Raw genomic sequence first — 23,661 nt, forward strand, 5'->3', positions numbered from 1 at the left:
CCTTCCTGATAGATGTTGCCGACCGAGTCGGAGGTGAAAGCGCCCTGGGTGATATTGCCCTGGGTTTTGCCGGTGATGGAGATATAGGCGGGTGTGGACATGACGGATTCCTTATGTCGTCGAGAGGGCCGCAGCGGCCGTTGATTCCGTCCCATGCGGGGATGATGACGACATCGCAGGGGGCATGCCAACATTTGCTTTGATTCGGAGAAATCGCTGAAACCCGCGAATTTACTGGGGGTGGCGGGTGCTTGGATGATTTTGGGAAGGCGTATTCGGCGAGATAAAACGCGGGGAATTCAGGGGTGTCGGGCCATTTTTGGCTCGGTGTTATCTAAGTTATTGAAAATAAAGGAAATTGACCGGGCCATTTTTGGCCCGATTGGGCCAAAAATGGCCCGGTCAAAATTTGATCAATGGCGCTTGAGTGAGAGCTTGCCTGGAATACGGTTTCCTGACTCGATTGAGAACGCGAAACGCATTCCTGCTTCGATGGATTTTGTCAGTCCATGCGGGAGGCGCTGAGGCAGTCTGTCATCAGCTTTGGTTAAAGCTGTCGGGTCATTCGACCAAAAAACAAGCGCTTGGAACAGCTTCGTAAGAAAATGCTTGCCAAGTTTTCTGAGGCAGTACCTAATTTAGTCTTTTAAACAGCGGGGTGTTCCAAAAACCTCTGTTGAATCAAGGAGATACGTGGAAAGCGGTTGTCCCGTTTCCCGCTCCAGTTTGAATACTGTGGCGTTCGCACGGTGCAGTGGTGGTGAAGGCTGTAAAGGCGCTTCACGCCGATTAGCGGTAAAGCTTCAAATTGCGGGAATAGCTCAGTTGGTAGAGCACGACCTTGCCAAGGTCGGGGTCGCGAGTTCGAGTCTCGTTTCCCGCTCCAATTATAGATTTACAGAGTTCCATGGAGGTCTGTAAGTCGTTGAAATCAGACGCTTCGGCGTCTTTTTTCGTTCTAGCCAAAGCCACTCCGATTCATGGGCATTCGGACTTTTTTAGTCCAGAAATTAGTCCATGAACTCCGGACTCCCACCGTGGCGGTTTGTTGCTGGAGCGGAGCGTCGAGCGTCACGTTTATCTAGCCCTGAATTTCATGTTCAGGAGCTTTTGCACGGCACTCTCAGATGCAACCGTCCGCCAGGCCAAGGCCACTGGCAAGGACTACACCCTCGGCGATAGCGATGGCCTCTCACTTGGCGTGAGCGGGGGGGGAGCAAGTCGTGGCACTTCCGCGGTCGTGTGCTCAAGAAGGGCCGGCAGAGCACACTGGAGCAGATCGAGCGTGTTTTCGACAACGACGTGCTGCCGGCGTTGGGTAAGTCTTCGATCTATTCCATCAAGCGGCACGATTCGCTTGATGTATTGGCCAGAATCGAGCGGCGTCGAGCCTACACCGTGGCCGAAAAGGTCAGGACTTGGTTCAAACAGCTGCTTTGCTTCGTCTTGGTCAAGGCGCCAGGGCTGGAGCGCGCATGCGCAACTCCAGGTCATAGGCCCCAACATCGCGAAGCAGAAACGCCACCAGTCGGGCCAGTCTGTGGTAGTTGTCACCGCTGGGCACGAACTCGCGAAACTGCTGTTGGTCCAGCCCCGCGATCACGATGGTGAACTTGCTGTTGCGTGACACGGTGCTGCCGCCCACCAGGAAGTTGTCGTTGAGCGTACAGTTGCGCGAACTCAAGCCATTTCGCTGAGCCTGTGGTATCTGCACGGCGCGTTTCTCGGACTCACGGATCGTCATGTCCTGAAGATCGAAGCAGTGCGCTCAGCACTGAGTACATCGGCGATGGGGAGTGACAGTTTCGGAGAAACTTCGAGTCGCAAGTGTCTTCGGGTTTGGGGGGGAAGGGGAGCGTTGCTCAAGATCATCGCCGTGTACCTGGTAAATCAACTCCAGAAGCTGGAAGTCCGAGTACTGATGGGCCTTTGGCAACATGCAGTCCACAAGCAGCACGGACTTTTTGTCTAATTCATCGCCCACGTCAAATCCTCAGAGAACGGGATGGTTTCTATATGAGGGGTAGATTTGTAGGGATAATTACCGGTTAGTAGGCGTTGATCAAACAGGCGCTATTCGGCAGTTGTCTCCAAAAGAAAACCATGCAATGAAGAAGGACTTCCAGTCGAGGCGCGAAGTGTAAGCAAATGTTTTTAGAAAGTTGGTTATCGCTCTGTCGCGCAGCCCACAGCATTTTCCTGTTCGAAATAAGTCTGGCGCGTGGGGTGTTCAGTCGTGCTGGTTGCTGCCGCTAATTCCGAGCGATGCGGTGGGGAAATGCAGAATTTCGAGTTAAATGTTCGGTTACGGCGGGCTCAGCGGCTAGCGACCCTGACCAAACTCGGAGAACAGTTTGTGCAGTCATTGAACTATGTCGTTCACTCAATAGAGCAACTGCGCGTGGATCGCCAGAAGGCGACGATGATAAGTCCAGCATTGGGTTCGATCTACGAAACGTTTATCGAATTGCTGTGTGAGAGCGTCAAGTTCATCCTGCCCAACGTGCGTTTTTTTCTGGAAAATGGCCCGGCCATGGCAATTCACACCATGGCCTGCCCTTTAGCGGTACTCGATGGTGAAGCTCAGTGCACCTTTGGCCTCGCCAGGGGTAACCGTCGCTTCAGTCTGGTAATACCGTGCGCGAAGATCAAGGCGCACCGTGCCAGGGGCAAGGGCCACCATATCCACGAACTCTTCCAGTTGCACTGGGGTGTTGTCGCTGCGCAGTACCTGGATGCCGAGGCCGCTGGCGGTCGAGTCTGTGGTCAGGCTGAACAATCCAATGCTGCGGTCTATCGAGACGGAGCCGTCTACGCCGTCCAGGCGCATGAAGGCGCGGGCGACGCTGCCGGCCGGATCATCCTCGCAGTCGCTGAGCGCGATAAAGAAGTCCACAGGGGCGGTGGTGCTGCCCGGGCCTGTGAAGTCGGCGATGTCGTGAGTGCCAAGTTGTACCGGGTTTGCACTGACTGCGTCGGCCTTTACTGTGCACTGGGCCTGCTGGACTTGCCCGACCAGGGTAAGCCTTACGGCATCTCCGACATCGCTGACTACACCCCTGACAACCTCTTGATTGAACGGGCTGACGCCAGCTGGAATGGGGCCGGTCTTGATCAGGGCCATGTATTTGATGGTGAGGTTCCTCATCAGCATTGAGGAGGGCTGCATGTTCTGCTGGTTTACACCCACATAAGGAATGGCGCCGACGCCCCCGTCGTCGGCAAGGAACGCGTTGGTGGCCGAACCATTGAGGAAACCGCCCAGTTCCAGGTACAAGCCTACGCCCGGAATGTTGGTTTGCAGCACTTTGCCCGTCACATCTTTACCGTCGACAGGGGGGAAGGTGCCGGGAGCGATAGGTAGTGGCGTACCCATATTGGCCGTGAGGGTTAGCGTGCCGTTGTTGTCGCATGCCAATCCAAAGCCGGGGCCCACTACGCCGGTAGTGGTGGTTGAGTAGATCTTGCTACCCACGGGTGCCTCGCGTGCCACCCACTTTACACCAGTCAGCGTATGGGTGAACTGCATGGGGCCTGTGACCGTTGGCCATTCGCAGCCCAGCGCATGGGCCTGGTTCGACATTGCCATTATCGTCGCCGCCGCAGCGATGCCGATGAAATAACGTGATAAAGAGGGCATGGTCGGTTCCTGTTGCAAGCATGCGGCTTCGTCGCACGGACTGAATCATGGGATAGGGCAGCGCAAGGTTTGCAAGTGGTAGCCTTGCTCTTGCGGCATGGTTGACGGGTCGATCTTCAGCAGGCAGCGCTGCTCGGCACGGTCGCCCCAGCTCACTTCCAGGGTTTGGGCCTCGGCACCGGTTGCAACCAGCGCCTGACCGGCCTGGCCCACTACTGCCAGGTGCTGGCCTTGCTGGTCATTAACCTGGGCGCCGAAGGGCAGTGGGCGGCCGTCGTTATGCTGTAGGGTGAGGATCAGGCGGGTAACCTGGCGCGCTTTGAAGGTTGCCAGGGCGACAGCGCCTCGGCGGGGTACGACCTGGGTGGCACCGTTTTCGATTTCCACATCAGGGCCGAGCTGATCGGTTTGCAGGGTTACTTGGTTGACCCGATAGGGGCGCATGTGCGGGGCCAGAATGTAACCATTGCTGTCGGTGCTGCCACCAGGCACGTTATCGACGCCAACACCGGGCACGTCCGGCACGTGCACCAAGGCAGTGGTCTCCCCCAGGTATTGCCCCAGCACGACGCCGCCCGCGTGTGCCAGCACCGCACCACTGGCGTTGACCGAGAGGCTACGGAAATCATCCGCTTCGGTATAGCCGGCACCCAGGTTCACTTTCTGTGTCTGGTAGCCCACCGAGACCGAGGCCGTCTTGTTCTGTTGTTGGTCGTTGGCCAGCGATGCCAGGTAGCTTAGGCGGTTGTCCTGCGAGCCGCCGTTCAAGGTGGCGCGTTCGCTGAAGTGGCCGTTGCTTTCCTGTACATCGAAACTTGCAGTGGTTGAGGTGCCCCAGCCCAGCGGAATGGTGACCCCCAGGCCAACGATGCGGTCACTGCCGCTGGTATCGCTCAGCGACTGAGAGGCATACAGATTGATGCTGACGCGACGGTATTGGGTATTGAACTGGAACTGGTATTGGCGACGCTGGCGGTTGGTGTGCCAGTAATCGTCCTGGGACAGAGTCAGGCTCAGTGAGTTGCGGTTGTTGAACGTTTGGTAGATCGAGCCCTCCACGCGGCTGCGACGGTTGCCCTGGTAGCGGCTGGAGGCGTTGCGCTGCTGCACGGCTTCGTCGAATTCGCGATAACCCTCAGTGGAGTAGCGGTAGCCGGCGAAGCGCAGGCTAGTGCCGGTCTGAAAGGCTTTACCGTAGCGTACGGAGTAACTCTGCCCCTGCACCTGGCCGCCTTGTTCGCCCAGGTCGGTACGGGCCTGGGTCACATCCAGCGATACTGCGCCAAGAGGGCCGAAGTCGCGAGCGATGCCAAGGTTGGCAGCATCGTAGTACTCGCTGCCCAGCAGCCCGCCATACAGTGTAGTGCCCCACTTGCCGCCGCGGGCCAGGGTGGCTTGCCACAAGGCCGGGTTGTCGATGCCGTCGGCGCCATCATAACGCCCGGCCACGAGGTTGTAGCGCCACACCCCTTCACGCAGCAGGTTGCTGAGCGTGGAGTAAGGCTGTATGAAGCGGCGCACCTGGCCGTCGGCCTCGGTGAGGACGATTTCAAGGTCACCGCTGCTGCCACCAATGCCCAGGTCATTGATTTCGTATGGGCCAGGGGCAACGTAAGTGGTGTAGATCGGGTAGCCGTTCTGCAGCACCTCCAGTTTGGCGCGGGTCTGGGCCACGCCACGGATCACGGGTGCGTAGCTTTGCATCACGTCGGGCAGCATACCCATGTCGGTGGCCAGTTGTACCCCTTTGATGGGCAGGCTGCGAAATACGTCGCCACTGCTGAAGGTTTCACCCAGGGTCAGTGTGCCCCATTGGCCGGGTAGGTCATGCTGGGCGTAGGTGTTGAAGTGCACCCAGTCCTGCCCTTCGCCGTCGTCGCGCCAGCTTTGACTGCTGCGCAGGCGCCAGCCGCCTAGGTTGATGCCACCGTTGAGGTTCAGGTCCTGGCTGCTGTTGGACGTGCCGGCGCGGCCGCTGAAATGCTGTGCGGAGGCCTGATAGCTGACGAATGCGGCATTGATGCCGCTGTCCCAGCGCTCTGGTGCGACGCTGCCGGCCACATCTCGGCGCAGGGCGATCTGTGGAATGGACAGTGCCAACTGCAGTTGGCCGGGGTCCAGGTCGTAGGTGGTATCGGGTACCAGCGCGGGTAGGTCCACGCAGCGCTCGTCACTGGGCAAGGGCTCGGCCAGGCCCTGTTCGCGCAGGCCCAGCTCGCGCAGCAGGTTGGCGCTCAGGCACGGCTCCAGGCCCTTGCCGTCGCTGCGTGCACGGAAGTCGATTTCGTGCTTGCCTGCCGGGGCCAGGTTGACCATGACTTCAACCTGGTAGCGGCCTGGCGCCAGCGACGCTTGATTGGCCAGCGTGCGCAGGGCGGCCACGCTGGCGTCGCTGGACTGGCCTGGGGTTTGGCGCATGAAGTTGGGATTGAACTGCAGGGGGCGTTCTTCTGCTTGGGCCAGATCAGCAAGTAAAAAAGACAGGACGTAACCTGCCATGGGTAGACCCAAGGACAAGTAAGAAAGCGTAAGTTTTTGCCGATGCTGAGTCAGTTTGAACATATTAGGCACCGCTGATGTATGCCGCACATTGACTTTGACGATTCGTCGGGGATGGTGGAAGGGCGACAAGGCTACGGCAACATAGAATAAGGTCGTGTAGGAAAAAGCTGATATAAAGTCAGAAAATCCTACACGTTGCCCTCTGTTTTCATAGGCATGAGGGCAACCCGTTTGTGGGCTGCACTTATGCGTGTTCTACGATTTGATTGTTGTGGCGTATCCCTCTAGTTGAACTTCGGATTTTTAGGAGGAACGTAGCTGTATTTTGTTCGGCTTGGCCAGTGGAGTGTCCCTTCTTTCATTGCGCCGATCGCACTTCCACTCCAATCTCGAGTGGGCGCCGGAGGTACGACTTGAGCGGGCTCGGTAAACAGATTTTCTAACTGGTAGGAGCCAATTGAATTACCAGATCCAGTCGACGCCGTGGACGCTGTAGACGCCGTGCTGCGAATCGAGTGTTGTGGCGTCATGGAAGTGGCCGCCTCAGCGAATGTTGTAGGGGCCATCTGCGTGCCTGCGTCAACGCCTATACCTGTTGCCACTGTTTGGGTTGAAATATTATTGTTGAATGGCGTTGTCACTTTGCGCCAGAGTCGTCCAGGAGCAGTGCCGAATCTACGCCCGAAGAAAACATCACCTTCTCTGGCGATCACCCGCGGTCCGCTCAGCGAAGCGGCGCTGTCAGTTTGGGTGCCAATACTGGCGGCCTTGCCCGCTCCCTTCGCCGCCAACCTGCTGTAACCTATGATCCCCAACGTACTCAGTGCACTGGCAATCCCCAGCCCGAATGCCCAGTCATTAGCCGTTTCGTTCATTGTCACCAGCCCTACCACAGAAACAACTGTGCCAGCCACGTCAATTGCCAGGCTGGCTGCGCCGAGCGAGAACGCCATGGTTAAGCCCACCGGCGGCAACAGCATGAAACTGACCACAGCGAAAACAGCACCCAGCGCTACACCAAGCCAGGAGCGCCAGTCGGCCTTGGGCTTGGGTTGTGCAACGGGGGGCACGTACGGGTACTCTGTGCTGTTACGCATGCCGTAATGGCCGCTTGGGTCGTACCAGTTGACTGGGTTGCCGCCGCAGTACACATACGGGTTGATACCGGCATTTTCTGGTGACGCCGAGTCCGGGCTGTGGAAGCGCATCAGCCCTGGGTTATAGGCGCGGTAGCCGCGCCCCAGCAGCGACCAGCCCAGGGCGCGCTCGCGGACTTCGCCGTTGAAGCCTAGCAGGCCCACCAAGGGGGCGTTGTCCGGTGAGTCGCCATAGGCGCTGTAAGTATTAGCGTGCAGTTCGTCTTTGCTGCATTCACCAATCACGCTGTTCGCCGCGTCGGTCATGAACAAGCGGTTGTCTGCTGTGCTGGCAGGGCGTTGTAGCCCCAGGGGGCGCTCGCCTGCATACAGGTACTCGGTGAGCAAGTCGGCGTCGCGTGTACTGGTTAACCGGTAGCCCTGGTAACGGCGCGTTACTTCCGCGGCTTGCTCATGGCGCACACCTATCAGGTCGTTGTGGCCGTCATAGCGGTAGCGGTAGAGGGGTAGCCCATCGCTGGAACGTTGTACTTCCTGCAAGCGACCGCGGTCGTCGTATACCAGCTTGTTGCCCTGCTCATCGTTCAGCAAGTTGCCCTCGGCATCGTGCTCGAAGGCCTGGCTGGCTGGGTAATCTGGCTGCAGCGAGTGCTCTGCCTGTTTCAGGATGAAACCGTCGTAGGTGTAGAAAGCCTCGTCCGATGTGCCATCGGCAAAATCGGTATAGCACTCGGTCAGGTTGTTCAGTTCGTCGTAGACGAAAAACTGATTCTTGATAAACCGCCCAGCCCCGTTTTGTGGCAAGGCAGTGCCTTGGCAGTTGTGCTGCTCCAAGCGGTCGAGCGTATCGTAGTCAAAGGTTTCCAGTAAGAGTTGCTTGCCGTCACGGGTAAGGGTGCGGCTACGTAGCTGGTCATCTTCCTGCCATGTCAGGGCGATGCTTTGGCTGAGGGTGGTGCCATCGTGCCGTGTGAGGGTTTGCTCGCGATTTATTTCCCTACCCAGTTCATCGTAAGTCTGCAGGCACACCAATACCTGGGTGTTGCTCAGGTCTTTGGTGGTGGTTTTCCACAGCCGTCCGAGAGCGTCATACTCGAACTGGGCAACCAGGTCGCCCTGGCAGGTCTTTTCAAGCTGGCCCAGGTCGTTGTAGGTGTGGTCCACCTGAACGCCGTCACTTTCCCGATAACCTAACTGCATTCCCTGAAACGAACTGCGGTAGTCGCAATGGTGGCCGATGGCGCCCTCGCCCACCCATTGGGTTCTCAGCAGGTAGCCTTGATCGGTGTAGGTATAGCTATGCGTGCCTTGGGCGTCGCTGGCCGAGCTGATAGACGAGGTCCTGGCATCGTAATCGAACGTAGCCCTCTTAGCAGTGTTGACGTCGATCTGGCTGGGTTGGGCAGAGCGCGCAGGGCGGTAGTGGTAGGTAAAGGTGCGCTGCGCTGTTGTGCGGGTTTCTACCAGCGAGGTGTTGCGCTTGTAGTTATAGGTTTCCTTCTGTTTGCCGGCCGTCAGGGACTTCAAGCGCTCCAGGCCATCGTAATCCCGTTGCCAGGCAAGGGTGGGTTCAAGGTCTTTACGCCGCTCGACCAGCAGCTGTTCGGCCAACGGGGCGGCACTGTGTAGCGCGAAGCGGCTGAGTACGGCCGACTGGTCGGGCCGTTCGCTACGGGTCACCCGGCCTTCGCTGTCGTAGGTGTATTTGCTGATCCGGCTGACCGGCTTGTCGTTCCGTTTGAAGGTGTGTTCTTCGAGGGTGCAGCGGCCAAGGCCGTCGTAGCTGAAATCCCGGCGGCCAACGATATTGCCTGCGTCGTCCAAGCGGTAGTGAGCTGCCGGTTTGTCGAAGCCATTGCTTTCGGTAACCTGCTGCTGCTGACGCACACCAGGGTTGCCCGGTGTTTCGACCCATTGGGTGACGATGTCGCCAGCTTCGCCGAACGGGGAGAATTCGCTGTGCTGGGTAACGCCGTGGGGCAAGGTGGTCTTGCACAGCTTGCCCCATGCATCGTATTCGAAGGTGGTTTGCAGCGTCAGGGTCTTGTCGTCGAAGTAGTCGAAGGAGGTTTCGTCTTTCAACTGGCCCAATTCATCGTAGTTGCGCTGTGCTACCCGCTCACGCTTGCGTGGTTTCTCATCGCCCGCTGCGGTGTCTGGGTCTTGTGCAACTTCCGCTTCGCGTTCTTCGGTCACCATGCGGCTGCAGCCATCGAAGGTGAGCACGGTGATCACGCCGGTACTGCTGGTGACCGACTGCGTGGCCAGCCCGGCAGCGCCTTCTTCGGGATGGTTCACTAGCCCGTACTCATAGCGCTGCTTGGACTCCTCCATACCCTGGCCCGGCGCTAGGGTTTCCTCCACCACGCGGGCCAGGGCGTCGTAGCGGCGGCGAATGCTGTTGCCGGTGTCATCTTCTTCGTAAACGTTCTGACCATGTAGGCTAGATACAGCCATGCTGGTGGTCTTTTGCACCAGATCGAAGCCGAGCACGGTTTCATCGGTCCAGTACTCCAGGCCATAGACGTCGTCGACGACCTTGCGGTACCCCCATTCGATACGTGAACTGCGGCTTTCAATGGCCCGGCGCACCGTGTCGGTACTGTCGTCACCATAGCGGGTGGTTACCTGGTAGTCGGGGCGGCCGTGCAGGAAGGCATTGTCAGGCAGGTTCAGGTAGCCCCGTTCCACCTTCAGCAGCAGCTGTTCGCGCTCATCGGGCTGGCTGGGATTGAACACTTGCAGCACTTGTTCTTCACAAGGCGCAAGCCACTGGCTCGCCTGGCCAAGGCTGGCTAGCGCCGGGAAGGCTTTGTAGGTTAGCCGCGTACGTTGCACGGGGGCGTCGTTGGGCATATTGGGCACGGGGTAAACCGTCTTGCATTTCAAATTGCGCACAAAGCCCTGCGGGTCAGGCGGACAGGCCCAGGTGTCTCCGTCTTTTTCGCCTTCCTTGTCATAGTACTCGTAGGTGGTGCGTACACCGGTGGGGGCTTGCTCCTCGGTGACGTTGCCGTAATCGTCGAAGTGGGTGATCGCGGTTTCCAGGTGCAACTTGCTGGCGTCATCACGCAGCTTCCAGCGTTTGGTGATGGTCTTGGGCAATTGGAAGTAGCGCGGCTGATCGTCGAAGCCGATGCCGGGGCGTTCATGGAAAACAGTTTCGGTTTCTTCGATATGGCCATCCTGTTCGAGCGTTTGCTTGGTCATCAGGTGGTAGCGGTTGAACGTCTGTGTCTGCTTGCGTGCGACCTTGCCTGCTTTCCAGTAATGGGCGGTGACGCTGTAGCGGTAGGAGGATTGTGCGCGGTACAGGTTGTCTTCGCCGTCGTCACGCCAGCTGATACCGCTGTTGCTGCCGACAAAGCTGTGTGCCACTTCGATGCTGTTTTCCTCGTCGAAGTGCTCGTAGGTGTAGGTCGTCCTCATCGGTGGCTGATCGGCGCGGGGCTTGACTTCATGGCTGGTCACCCGTGGCCAAGCCCTTTGAGGGTTTGTCCCGGGCAGCAGATGGCCAGGGTCGTCATTCTCCCCGTAGCGGATTTCCTCCACGGTGCCCGAGGGTGCGGATACTTTGGCAAGGCAGGTTAGACCACGGGCGGTGGTGTAGCCGAAGCGCCAGTTGCCGCCCACTTCAGGAGGCAGCTTTACCTCAACCAGTACTCGGTTTTTAAGTTCCAGCATGTAGCGCATGAACGGAAGGCCTTCAGCACCGGCCCCAGGGTGAGTATCAATGGTTACCCTGCCATCGGTGTACTTCAACGCCAGCAGCTGTGCGCCATAGTCATCAACGATTTTTTCCAGCCGGCGGTTTTCTGGGACGTAGCTGAGGGTTATCCCGTGGCCGGAGGGCGCCCTGACTTTGCTGGGCAGCGCAATAGGGTTGAGCACATCGTGCAGGGTCAGTATTTCCACAAGGCCAGACTTGTGCTCCACCCGGTACGAGCCATTTTCGCCGTCGTCGTAAAAGTGAAAGCTATGAATTTTCTTTTCACGCATAGCCGGTTGCGGACCACTGCCGGTGACCTTGTAGCTTTCCCCCGTGTGCATGGTAAGCATCTGGGTGGCGGGGTCGTATTGGGTCAATGCTAACTGCCAGCCGATGCCAAAACCCGAGTCTTGTGTGTTGAACGGGCTGTACGACAGGCGCAAGGGCAGGTTGGGGCCGGTCAGGTCATTGCCTGCCGGCATTCTCAAGTCGATCGCCAGGTTGTATTGGCCCGTGCGCTGGTCGACCTGGTTTTGTACAAAGCTCTGGAAGTTGGTGGCGTTGCTGTGAGCACCCGCAGAACTGGCCATGTTCAATTACCCCTCTCGGCAAAGGTGACTACGATACAGGCGAGCTCTCCTTGCTTGATTGGGTCACCTTTGCCGGTCACCCTGAAGCCACGGCTTGGCGCATTGCTATCGATGCCGTTGTTGGTCAGGTAGCCCGGTTTCTCGGGGCTACCAGCGTAGGTCCATAATTTGTCGATGCCTATTTTTTCCAGCGAAGCGTTGGCTCGGCTAGTATCGAGTTCAACCCAGGCGCTGTTGACCTTTTCACAACGCTCGTTATTAGTGAGCAGAAGCGTCGATTTGATCGGTACGTTCCGAATGCGGATGGCATGCGGCGCTATGACGCTACCGTCTACTTCCGCGCACTCTTTTTTGGGGAGCAGTTTCTGGGGTAAGCCGCCAGGTATTGCCGTCAGTTCCAGCCCGCAAGCAGGCTCGGTGTTGTTATCCACTGTCTGGTACAGGGCGAGCATAGGCGTTGGGTCGGCCTGGGGTGAATCTGCGGCGCCAGCACCCAAGGCGGCTGTGCCATACACAAGCACGGGTGCGGCCAACATCAACTGTTTCATGGTCGATGGGATGGCTAGGCGCCAGCAGTTTAATGGTCTCATATTTAGGCTCCCTGTTCGTTCAGGTGACTTGAACAGTTAGAAGAAACGTATTTACGTCGTTGGGTGAATAAGGCGGTGTGTTCGGAGCTTATTGAACTTGTTGGGGTGTGACACCTATTAGAATTAACAGGTGCGCTAAAGGTGCCTGCGTGGGCATCGAGGGGGCATGCAAGTTTTTGAAGGGTTGTCACCTGGTAGATTTATCAGGTGCAAGCGTGCCTTGAGCGGGCGTGCTAACTGTTATTTCTGCCAGTAGCCAGCGATGGGCATTAGTCTGAAAACTAGGGGCATCTCAACCCGCCTGGAGCCTATCCATGGTGCCTCAACGCCCAGTGAAAAATAGGGGACAACAGTCCCCGCGTAACCCCGCACCTGAAATCCCCGCGCAAAATGCGTTGGGTGAAATTGATCTCAATGAATTAAATGGCCAGCCGTTAAAGTTTCTGATCAAGGATGCGGACTTAAAGTTCGGTCAGTATATCTTCCCCGTCTGGCGAGGCCTCGCCGCAGACGGCACGCCTTTTGATGACCTGGGTGCGCAATGTGAAGTGCCTGTGGACTACGACACTACAAAAACGATGGTGGCCGAGATTTCTAATCGTTTTGTTGAACCCTTTGATGGGGGGTGGGCATTTTTATCATACAAGGTTGATGACCGGGCAGAGAGCACCCCGGATTCACACCGCATCTTTTGTTACTTGGGTTTGCGCGACCGTGGCGATGTTGCCGAAGCCCTGGCGGTTGCGCAGGCGCGAGAGTCGCATGACCGTGTGATTGTCGCAGCAGACCTTGAAACAGAAGGTGTGCGTTTGCTGGCGCCAAGTTACCGGGCCATGCAGGCCGGCGACCGCATCGAACTGGTGGTGCGCAAGTTCAATGCGGCAGGCGACGAGGTAACGCCTCCGGCGAGCGAGTTGTTTGAGGTGACCGAAGCCAATGTGGGCGAACCTTTGCAATGGCAGGTGGCCAAGTCGCATTTCATTCGCGTGCAGGAGGGCAGGGTAGCGTTTCAGTACACCGTCACGCTGGTCGGTAACGGCGAAGAAGTTGTTTCCCCTGTGCAGGAAATGGCAGTAGCCAGGGCTTCGAGCCCCGTTGACCTGTTGCCAGAGGCTAAGCTCGATGGTTTTACGGGGGCGCCGCTTGACCCTGGCAAGTTTCCCGACGGGGTAACTGTGCGTGTGCCGGTAAACCCCGATGTGCAAGCGGGGGACTACTTGCTTCTGCACTGGAAAACACCTCTCAAGACCGAGCCTGAGGTGCAGTTCGCGCGTATGGATGCCAGCAGCCTGGAAAGCGATGAAACCGTGTTCCGAGTTGACGCGGCGTTGCTTGTGCCGGGTGATCACCAAGTGTTCTACCAAATTGCGCGTGCGGGCCATGCGCTGACGTCGCAACGCCTGGATGTCGCGTTCGAAACGGCACGCAACCTTGCTGCGCCAGGCATCGAGCGCGCTAGCGAAGATGGCAGTGGCAAGCAAGTGCTATTGGCGGACAGCGCGATTTTAGGGGCTTACGTCACGGTGCCTGATGTGCCTTTGCGCCCCGGCGAACACCTTGAGGTTCACTGGGACGGTTATGAGCATAACGGCAAGCAGATTACCACCACGCCGGTGGAGGAAGGCGGCCGACGCTTCAAGATTGACCCCAGCGTGGTGGCTGCGAACATGCACCAGCCCGGCGCGGATAACAGCAGGCGTTTTAAAGTGTTCTACCACATCGTCGATGACGAGGGGGGGCGCTCGGCGGCGTCCCAAGCTGTGGACTTGCGTGTTCAGCCGCTGACTTTCGATAACAATATCAAGTGCCTGCAAGCCCAGACCAACGGCGAACTTTGGCGGTCCAAGCTTGTTGCGAACGGTGCAATGCTCGAAGTGTCCGGCGCGTTACTTTGGCCGTTCGCTGCGCCAGACCAACTGTTCACACTGGCCATTCAAGACGGCGTCATATTACGGGATCGAGTGCCGGTGACACCTGTCGAATTCGCTAACAAGCGGATACAGCAATGGTTGAGTGTTGCGGTTTATAACGGCTTGGACGAAGGCAAACAATACACCATCAGCGGAAATGTCAGCTTCGACAAGGGCGACAGTTGGCATAAACTTCTGCCGCTGTTAATCATTCCTAGAAAGTCAAAGTAGACGAAGCCGGCGTCGGCCTAAATCCGTCTGACGGTCGGGTTGGCGTCGCACCAATCAATGCATGGGCATGGAGACTAAAGCGATGAAAATTGAAAGTGCTGGAGTGGCTCAAGCGGTAGAAAATCAATCACTTGAAGCATTTTATAAAGCAATGGATGCGGGCCCTAAAACATGGGGTTGGGATGCGCTGTTAGTGTTTTCCAGGAGCGCTACAAACGCGCTGCTCTCGCAGGAGTACATTGATCGGGCGCATATTCCGGAATTGTTCTTTCCCCCTTTACCCGATGGCAATGTCGACTCCGGCAATGGTATCAAGCATGTCTTGCTCGGGCTGCGTCTCGACAAGGCGAGGCTGTCGTTCGAAAATGCGAACTTGAAGGACCCGAAAGCTAAGTTGCAAATGCGTCTGGTCGGGGGGAAGCATCTTGAAGTGATCGAAACATTTCTGGATGGCAAGCCGGTCAGGAGCGTGCAAGCCCTGATCCTCTACAACGCCGCTACGCACGCTGTGCTGGATATGAACATTACGTTAGACGCCGCTGCCGGTACCGTTGATGAAAGCGGTAAAGTTTTACTTGATATCAATAAAGGTTATGACCATCTGTTCAGTGGTGGCGGCACTGGGCCTGAGCGCGTTCGCTTGGGCTTGTATTTCAAAGAGCTGTTTGAAACCTGGGCGAAGGAAAATAAAGAAATGCTGCAGTTCCCGCTCAGCGAACTGGCCGTTGACGATACTTCGCTGCTCAATCCCGGCGTCTTTATGTTAGGGACTCATGCAGAACCCGGTGCGAAAGTGTTGGGTAGTGCGAATCAGGGGGACGGTGCAGTGGTGGTGTTCGTTGCCATGCGCGGAAATGATTCAGGTGCTTATCCTCCAGAGGATAAAGATTTGTTGTACATGCTGCCTGATTCGACTGACCCGTATACCAGTAATTTAGTGTTGTCGCACAAGCTGGTTGCGCAGCACGTCGTGAAGCTGGGCTTTGACCAGTTTGACTGGATGGAAGGAAAGTTTGACCTGGTGGCGTTGAAAGACGACCGCTACCGAGTGGATGAAAACCGCTACAAATTGGTGGCCAACGCCATGAGCGGTGGAGCCTATGCCGAGTTCAATTATTCTGATACCAACCATGGTGGGACAACGCAGCCGTGGCGCTGGAGGTTGAACATGGACGGCGCCACCCTCAACCTGTTTGACAAGGGCAGCGAAGTCGTTTTCGATAAAAGGATGCTGAAGATAAACTGGTCCTCCGCTATGCCAGTGGGTACTTTGGTGTATTGGCTTCAGACCGGCAATTCCTCCGGCGACACCATTCCTCTGCAGGTCTCTGCGAAGGTAGAGATTCGTGCAGATTGTAAGTTTGATGTTTCGCGAGAGGACAATAAAACCACGCTTAAGTTTTCGGTGAGCAACTTTGAATCGAGTGTAGAGATTTCTATTGAAGATGGCTTCCGGTCTGGGGATGTTGGCAAAGATGCCAGAGCAAAATCCGAAAATCTAAAAGCGCCACTGGAGGCTGCATTGATTAAGGCTGCCAAGGAAAAACTTGAGAGCCTTAAGAACATGACGTTCGAAATTGATGCGTTGCGTCTTAACCAATTGCTATTCCGAGGCGATAATGTCGTTGACCCGCGTGACGTGGCGGTGCCGAACGACTTGACCCTGCTCGGTAACTTGGCGCCCAAGCGCACCGCGATGTCCATCACGCCTCTGGAACCGATCGTGGCAAGCGGTGGGTTTATTGATTTCAGCGCCTCGTCTACAAGCGGTATCACCTGGACAGTGGAAAATCTCCCTGGCGAAACTGGAGAAACTGGGAAGTTCGCTACACCGTCGGTGGGGCGATATACGGCGCCATCCGATGACGCCTTGGTTACAGAAGGCCAGCGCCGAGTGATTGTGAAGGCCACCAGTGGGGAGCAGGTCAGCCGCGCGCTGGTCAGCATCGTACCTAGCCATGTCTCGGTGAACCCTTGGGTGGCGGTGGTAAGCCTGGGCAAAAACTATTCATTGTCGGCAGGCACTCCCGATAATGCCGAGCTGAAGTGGAATCAGCCAACACTGGGTAAAGTCGATGAGGATACCGACCCGCTTAACCCAGGGGGTCATAAGTACACCGCGCCAACCACATTGCCTAAGCGTGAACCAACCCAGCCGAACCATTACAGAGTGCTGCGCCTGGTCGAGGTCACCGTTGAGCCGGCTGCAGGTGGCACGCCCGCGACCATCGACATGCTGGTCGTTGGGGCCAAGAGCCCCAACTACTGGATAGAGCCGGCAGTCAATGCCGATGGCTCCGTGGCGCTGCCTTTCTATAGGCTTAGTATGGACATGGAAAAGGTCAAGGTACCTGAGCCAATCGAGTGGCACGTGCTGCGCGGTAGTGGGACCATTGACAGCAACACCCAAACCTATAAGCCCGCACCCGGTTCTGACGACCAGTACGTCATCATATCGGCCTTCTACGTCAACGACTCTCCCGATACCCACGACTATGTGATTTTGCCACTGCCATTCGTACCGGTGCGCAATTACGCCGAGATTCTCAGCCCAACCATCAAGGAGGTTTGAGATGAATACTAAGGCTACTTCGCATGAAAAACAGGAAACATCGGCACGCCTAGGCTGGGGTGGCATGCTTGCCTTGGACCGCAGCCTCCTTGACCTTGTGCTACGTGAGCAGTATCTCGATGCGCTTGCTAACTTTGGTGCGATGGACCCTATCCATCTGGAGGCCTACCTTGACGAGGGCGAGCGCATCAGCGTTTCGGTGCAAGGGATGGTGCTGGGCGCGCCCCAGGTCGGCTTCCAGAATGCAACAGGGTTCAGCTCGGACTTGACGCTGCGGATGAACATCATTGCCGGGGAGTACATGCGAATTCTGCATCTTCCTGGCAGGCCTAAGCGCGTTGTGGAAAGCTTCACCATCACCGAAGGCATGGGCTATCGTGTCGAAGCACCGCTGGCCCTGGAGTGTAGCCGGCCAAAGACGAGCCGGTTCGCCTCGCTGGAGTTAAACCTTGCCCGTGCGGTCGAGTTTTCCACCAATTTGGGGCCAACCGAGTATGCCGGGGTCATGATTGGCCGGCGCTTGCAGGAATCGATCAGCTATATGCGGGCTTACCAGCTCACCTATTCCCTGGGCCGTTTCGTCATGGACGACTACCATCCGCTGAGCCCGGATCAGTTCATGGTGCGCACCATGCTCGCACCTTGGGGAAAAAGTGAAGGTAGCCCCCGGTACGGGGACGGGGCAGCGCTGGTCTTCATGAAACTGGGGATCGACCTGCGCGCAGGGGGGCAGCCAACCCCGGGTACCGAAATCCCATATCCGATCGCAGAGAGTGCTACCAATTTGCCGGGTACCCTGATCCTTGTTCCGGATATCGCAGAGCTCGGGGCTGGTGGGGTCAAGGATGTGCTCAGTACCTTCAGCCTGCCCAACGGTTACGAGTTCGTTACTGGTACACCGCAACCAGGCATCGACCTTGTGGTGCCCGGACAGTGGACAAAAACGCAGAACGCCGCAACGGTAGAGCCTGCTTTGGCGAGCGTGGTATCCGGGCGCACCATCGCCTTCACTGTTGATGGCGCGCCTGGCCCAGTGCAGTGGTCGGCCACCAACCTGAAACGCCCAGCGGCGGTCGGCACATTCAATGGTGCCATCTATAGTCCGCGTCCTGCAGGCAGTTTCGTCGAGGACCAGCAGATGGTGCTGGTGACTGCCACTTCGGCTGAAGGCGGTGACGCAATGCGCAGTCATGCCTTGGTCATGGAAACCGCCCGAGCGGTGCAGGTCGTACCGCGCGTTGCCACCTGGGTGCAAGGTGAAGATGCGATCGAGCTGCGCGCCTCTAGTGTCGATGCCGGTAGCCTGCAATGGAGCCTAGTGGAGGCAGTACTGCTGTCGGAGGGGGAGCAGCGAGTTCAGACGCTTGCCAACCCGATAGGGAAACTTGAAGACAAGGGGGGCGGTCGGGCCATTTTCACGCCCGACCCGCCTGGCAGCGACCGCGATTTGTTCAAGGTACAGCGAATCCGTTGCACCAACCGGCAGAACGGGGACAGTGCTGAAGCTTCGGTGGTGGTGATCAGGTGGCATGCGGGCCTGAACGTGGTGCCGTTCCACGTGGTGCAGGGGCTTTCGGTTCAATCCATACCCTTCACGGTAATGCCTGACGAGCCTGAGCTAGACCTTGGCCGCGATATAACGTGGACTGTGAATGGCGAAGGCGTGTTTGTTGGCAACGTTTACACGCCTCCGGAAGATCCCCGATCACCCATTGCGGTGGTGACTGCGTTCGATGGCGTTGAGCGCACCGGCTACGCCATCGTCGAGTTCAGCGAAAGTCGGCAGGAAACCGCTGGCCTGTTGTCATGGGAAAGCCTTAGCACCTTTGAACTTAAAGCCATCAGCGCGCCGCAATGCTTCGCCAATGGCTGGCAGCAGATAGAAGTTGAGGTGACCGTTGCTGCGAGTAACGATCACAACGATCAACCGGTCGAGATCTCCGACGCCGATTTGGCAACGTTGAAGTTCTTGAATGTGGACAGCAACAACGAGCTACCTTTCCTGGCGCCGGATGAAGAAGCCTTGGCCGTTGGCAAGGCGGATGAAGACGAGGAGGACTGGGCGGTAAACAGAGAGGCGAACAACATCGACCGGCAAGCAACAGCGCCCGCTGGGGGGAGCGCGCCCTTGGCGGCCAGAACCCGCCGATTCTACCTGCACTCCCGTAAGGCGGGGGTGATCAAGGTGATTGCGTCGATACAGAACACCTTGACGGGCAAGACGGTCACGTCTGCAGCCACCGGCGAGAAAGGTAAGCTCGAGTTGCGCGGGCTGGTCACCCCATCCTTCACGCAGGAACTGTATTCCTTCAAGCGCACGCGTGTGGCGGGGGATGCGTCACCGTCCGAGGGCGATGAATTCGCTTATGTCGATACCAGTACCGACAACTGGTTGCTGGAGCACGTCCTCAGAGAGGGCCGAGTAATCAAGTTCGCTCGCCTGTTCATCAAGGATACCGACCCAAAATCGGCTGTACGGTGGTCTTGGGAGCCCGGGACGTCGCCGGGGCCAGTTCTGGACGATGATTTCGTCAGCTTCACTGGGTTCTCCTTCCAGTCGGTTGATGGCCGAGTGAAGGACGATTTGCTGTTCGACGGACTTCTTTACCGCATGGCCAAGCATCGAACGTATGCACTGCCGACGAAGGTGCAAGGCACCAAGCCCGGTGCCGGGCAACTGATGATCGTCCTGCAGCGGGATACGGGGTTTGTTTTCTCGAGAAAAAGCGAGGAGTCGGGTTATCGCCAGGCGCTTGAAAAAAACTTGGAGTTCACGCTGCTGGATGTGGAAGGTAACGAACATCCCCTGACATTTTCTTTTGCTGTCACGGCTGACGAAGAGAGGCAGGGCATCACCCACCGCGATGTTCTGAAACTTTCAATTCGTTGAGCAACGGCTCACCTGGGTGCACGGGTGTGCCGAGGTGAGCCCACCATTCTTTTTCGGATGATAAACAAGATGGCTATTGAAACTGTACTTCACTCCAATGCACTGAATGCGTCCAGCTTTGTGCAAAATAATGTCGACCCACGTACTGGCCAGTATGCGGTAAGTATCAACTTGCCAGCCCTTGTTGGTAATTATCAGGTCGGTCCAGAGCTGCCCATTCGCCTGGTGTTCAATCCATTCAGCGACAACAATGTCGGCTTCGGCCGGGGGTGGTATGTCGACCTTACTCAATACGTGCCGGCTACGCGCATGTTGCGGCTTCACACCGGAGAAAGTTTCAAGGTGACCGGGTCTGGTGCAGAGCCGGGCATCAAGGAAAGAAAACTCGAAAGCTTTCGTTTTTTCGATGACAGTGAAGGGGGCAAGAAACAATACCGTGTGGTGCACAAGTCCTATATGGAAGAAGTGCTGAGCGAGTACGGTACCGGGGATAATCTTGTTGCACTGCCGTCTGAGGTTCGCGCCGCTTCGGGCCATCGTATTCTGTTGAGCTACACCGCCAACCAAAGGCTGGAGCGCATTGTCGACGGCACGGGTCAGGCGTTGCTGGAAATCAGCTATGGCAGCACGGTAACACTCAAGCTGCACCCTGGGGCCAATGGCGGCAAGCCGGTCGCCGAATACAAGCTCAGCCTGGTCAATGAGCAGTTGCGTCAGGTCGACTTGCCGGCCGAAGTGGGTGGCAACTGGCGGTTCGAATACACCACGTCTTTTGGTCTGACCTGCCTGGCCAAGGTTTCGACACCCTACGGTAGTGTGGAAGATATCCGCTACGGTGAGGGCGGTGATACAGGCCATCTGCTGCCAGGCGGTGGAACCCGTGCGGCGTTACCGCGTGTGACCTCGCATACGGTCAACCCTGGCGGCGGCCAGCCGTCGATGAAAACCAGCTACACCTACACCGTCCTGCAAGACAGCATTGAGGCGCCGAACAACTTCGTCGGTAACGGCAGCGGTGTCAGCTGGCGTGACGATGGTGAGGACAACCTCTACCGTGCCCGCTCCACCTACCTGTATGGCAGCACGGCGTCTCAATGGGGTAAAGGTGCGGATGGCAAGGACCAGGTATTGCGCACCACTCATCGCACGTACAACCGTTTTCACTTGCAGGTGGGTGAGGTCGTGGTGCAAGGCAAGAACCAACTTGTCAACAGCACGACGTATCACGGCAATGTAACGACTGAGTTCGACAATCAGCCGCGTAACTTCCAGTTACCGCTGGAGCAAACCCGGGCGTGGTCACTGCTAGGGGATGCTTCCAGGTTTCGCCAAGAGCCTGCCACCAGGACCGTATATGACCTGCATGGCAATTTGGTCGAGCAGATCCTGCCCTCCGGGCAGCGCACCGTGATCGCGTATTACCCTGCCGAAGACGACCCGGACGGCTTCGTACGCAACCAAAAAAGCGTGACGGAACATCCCGCAGCGGATGGCGACGAACCTGCGCCGGTACTGCGAAAAAGCTTCCAGTACAAGGCGCTCGCTCGGGTAGCTTATCCGGGTGCCTCGATCAAACGATCGGCGTCCGATTGGCTGGTCCTTACGCAGGAAAGCCTGTGTGAGGTCGTTGGCGAGGTAGAGCAGGCAGCGTTGAAAGTGACCACCGTGAGCCCGGTCGATGACCCTGCCGACTTGCTGCGCCATGGGCGTTCATCGCTGGAAACCCTGGTCATGGGGGGTAAAAGTACCACGACCGGTTTTACGTACAGCTTGGACGATCTCAATGGGCACCCTGTGCTGGTGACCGAGCAGCAGGTGACCGGCTTTGATCATGGGAGTATTGACCAAGAAACTGGCGAGCCGCGCCATGTTCGCAAGGTGATCACGCTGAAGCATTCGATGCTCATTGGCGAGCCGTTGCTCAATCGCGATGACAACGATGTTGAAATCGAGTACGCCTACGATGCGTTACGCCGTGTGGTTCGTGAGACGGTGTCACCCAATGACGATGCGTATAGGGCATCTCGCATCTACACGTACGGGCTTGTGAGCGCACCGGGTGGTCAGGCCGTGCAAACCCGAATAGACGTCAAGGGAGTTGCCATCAACTCATACATTGATGGCCTGGGGCGAGTGGTCCGCGAAGAGCGGCACGATGCTGACGTCGACGCAGAAGATGTCCGCCTGCGTCAAGTCTTTCGCCCACGCAGCTCGTTTACCTACGATGAACTTGGCCAGTTGACCGAGGCAATTGAATACGACTGGAAAGGCGAACAGCAAATGCCGTTGGCGACCCAGTATGCCTACGACGATTGGGGCGTACAGCGTTGCGAGACAGGGCCGGACGGGGTCAAGCGGTTCCAGGAGCATGACCCGATCGGGTCCAACCCTGACGGGACCGACCCCAAGGGCAACCTGGCCACCCAAACCGAGTGGAGCGAGTCTGCAGATGGCAAGCTGAGCGTGGGCAAGACCATCACTTGGTTGAACCTGTTCGAGCAGCCTGCCCAAGTGCAGCGCTTTGACCTGGCGGATAAAATGTACGCCACGCATGAGTACTTCTATGACGGCTTGGGGCGCAATGTACGGGAGATCGATGCGCGTAAAGCCGTTACCCGCTCCGGCTATGACGCTTTCGGCCGCCTGGTCGACCAGACACTGGCGGACAGGTCGGTGGTGCATCGCGACTATGCCGTGCACAGCAGTGAAGACTTGCCGATCAGTATCAGTGTCAACGGTGTCGTGCTGGGGGAGCAGGTTTTCGACGGTCTGAACCGTATGATCACCTCTGTTACCGGCGGACGGGCGCGGCACATGCACTATGAGCCTGGCCAGATCAAACCGAGCAAGGTGCGGACAGCCGCTGGCAATGTCATCGAGTATCAATACCTTCCTCAACTGGGTGAGGAGCCTCAACTACGGCGCATTCCGGGTAAGCAGGCCGACTATACATTCGACCCGCTCAACGCCCGGCTTACCCACTGCAAGGAGGAGGAAGAGGAATTGAGCCGCGTCTATTTCAGTACCGGCGAAATCAAGCAGGAAACCCGCGTCATCGGCGACGAAACCTGGACCATGGAGTACGGCACCAGCCTGTTGGGGCGCCAGTTGTTCTATAAGGATGTTCTCGGCCAGACGCAGACCTACGATTATTACCCCAGCGGCCTGTTGGAGCGTACTGCGCTGGGGAGCACAAGCAGTTGGTTCTTCTATGACGGGCTGAGCAATTCACAATGCATACTCACCCTGGATGGCACTCAAGGACTAGCCACCGAGCTGGAGTACGATCACCAAGGGCGCGAATGCCTGCGTCGGTTTGTGTTCCTCAGTAGCGTGCCTGAAGCGCCGATCAAAGACTTTACGTTCGCCAATGAACGTGTGCAGGCGCTGGTTGCAGAGGCCGGGCTTTTGGTGCAGGCAGTACAGGAGCTGGCGCAGGAATACAGCGTGCTCGACCAGATCACGTCAAAACGCTTGAGTGATAATGGCACTGTCTTGCGTGAGGAAACATTCAAGTACGACCTGCGTGGTCGGCTGGAGGAATACAGTTGCGATGGGCTGGTTTCCCATAGCCCGACCGACCCGGCTGGGAAGACTATTCGTCAGCAGTATTTCGAATTTGATGCGCTCGACAACATCACCTGGGTGCTGACCGAATTCGAGGAAGAGGACGGCAGCAAGGGCAGTAACGAGGCTACCTATCTATTCGACAATGAAGACCCTGCGCAATTGAGTGGCGTGCGGAATACCCATTCCGACTATGCAGACTTCACATTGCAATACGACAAGGACGGCAATATGAGCCTCGATGACAAGGGCAAGACGCTGACGTACGACGCCCTGGGCCGCCTGAGCAGCTATGACGGCAGTGGTTACAGTTACGATCCTTTGGACAGGTTGTCAGGCCAGGCGGTATGAAGGCAGATGAAG

At 57.3% G+C, this 23,661-nt stretch carries 9 protein-coding genes, 1 tRNA gene and 2 pseudogenes; 6 read left to right on the forward strand and 6 right to left on the reverse strand.

Features of this window, described 5'->3' with window-relative positions:
• Nucleotides 1-101, reverse strand: a pseudogene (locus ACF8GB_RS08540) (type VI secretion system tube protein Hcp); the annotation flags it as partial.
• Between the two features lie 709 nt (nt 102-810).
• Here ACF8GB_RS08540 and ACF8GB_RS08545 point away from each other — a divergent pair.
• Nucleotides 811-886, forward strand: a tRNA-Gly gene (locus ACF8GB_RS08545).
• Nucleotides 887-1,096: 210 nt separating this feature from the next.
• Nucleotides 1,097-1,524: pseudogene (locus ACF8GB_RS08550) on the forward strand (hypothetical protein); the annotation flags it as partial.
• Here ACF8GB_RS08550 and ACF8GB_RS08555 read toward each other — a convergent pair.
• From ACF8GB_RS08555 to ACF8GB_RS08575, 5 genes are all read right to left on the reverse strand, one after another.
• Nucleotides 1,451-1,744 (reverse strand): type VI secretion system baseplate subunit TssG, encoded by a 294-nt coding sequence (locus ACF8GB_RS08555; RefSeq protein WP_058637725.1) that lies wholly within the window; start codon nt 1,742-1,744, stop codon nt 1,451-1,453. The pseudogene ACF8GB_RS08550 and the gene ACF8GB_RS08555 sit on opposite strands and share 74 nt — an antisense overlap.
• Nucleotides 1,745-2,560: 816 nt before the next feature.
• On the reverse strand, nt 2,561-3,640 hold the full coding sequence (locus ACF8GB_RS08560; RefSeq protein WP_392526871.1) for a fimbrial protein: 1,080 nt from the start codon (nt 3,638-3,640) through the stop codon (nt 2,561-2,563).
• 45 nt (nt 3,641-3,685) lie between these two features.
• The gene (locus tag ACF8GB_RS08565; RefSeq protein ID WP_232105846.1) at nt 3,686-6,139 is read right to left on the reverse strand and encodes a fimbria/pilus outer membrane usher protein; all 2,454 of its coding nucleotides are present in this window, start codon (nt 6,137-6,139) and stop codon (nt 3,686-3,688) included.
• A 287-nt stretch (nt 6,140-6,426) separates the two neighbouring features.
• Nucleotides 6,427-11,538: an RHS repeat-associated core domain-containing protein gene (locus tag ACF8GB_RS08570; protein WP_392526872.1), complete on the reverse strand. Its 5,112-nt coding sequence runs from the start codon at nt 11,536-11,538 to the stop codon at nt 6,427-6,429.
• Nucleotides 11,539-11,540: 2 nt separating this feature from the next.
• Nucleotides 11,541-12,086, reverse strand: coding sequence for a hypothetical protein (locus ACF8GB_RS08575; protein ID WP_196186051.1), 546 nt, complete (start codon nt 12,084-12,086; stop codon nt 11,541-11,543).
• A 356-nt stretch (nt 12,087-12,442) separates the two neighbouring features.
• On the opposite strand from ACF8GB_RS08575, the gene ACF8GB_RS08580 reads away from it, so the two are divergent.
• The 4 genes from ACF8GB_RS08580 (at nt 12,443) to ACF8GB_RS08595 (ending at nt 23,649) form a co-directional block, all read left to right on the forward strand.
• Nucleotides 12,443-14,269: a hypothetical protein gene (locus tag ACF8GB_RS08580; protein ID WP_392526874.1), complete on the forward strand. Its 1,827-nt coding sequence runs from the start codon at nt 12,443-12,445 to the stop codon at nt 14,267-14,269.
• 82 nt (nt 14,270-14,351) lie between these two features.
• Nucleotides 14,352-16,841, forward strand: a complete 2,490-nt coding sequence (locus ACF8GB_RS08585; RefSeq protein ID WP_196186049.1) for a hypothetical protein — start codon at nt 14,352-14,354, stop codon at nt 16,839-16,841.
• Nucleotide 16,842: 1 nt separating this feature from the next.
• Nucleotides 16,843-19,731, forward strand: a complete 2,889-nt coding sequence (locus tag ACF8GB_RS08590; RefSeq protein ID WP_197844133.1) for a hypothetical protein — start codon at nt 16,843-16,845, stop codon at nt 19,729-19,731.
• Nucleotides 19,732-19,800: 69 nt separating this feature from the next.
• Entirely contained in the window at nt 19,801-23,649 is a 3,849-nt protein-coding gene (locus ACF8GB_RS08595) for a sugar-binding protein (RefSeq protein WP_392526876.1), read from the forward strand.
• Nucleotides 23,650-23,661: the final 12 nt, after the last annotated feature.

The organism is Pseudomonas sp. xss_4, from assembly GCF_043104125.1.
GTDB lineage: Bacteria > Pseudomonadota > Gammaproteobacteria > Pseudomonadales > Pseudomonadaceae > Aquipseudomonas > Aquipseudomonas parafulva_B.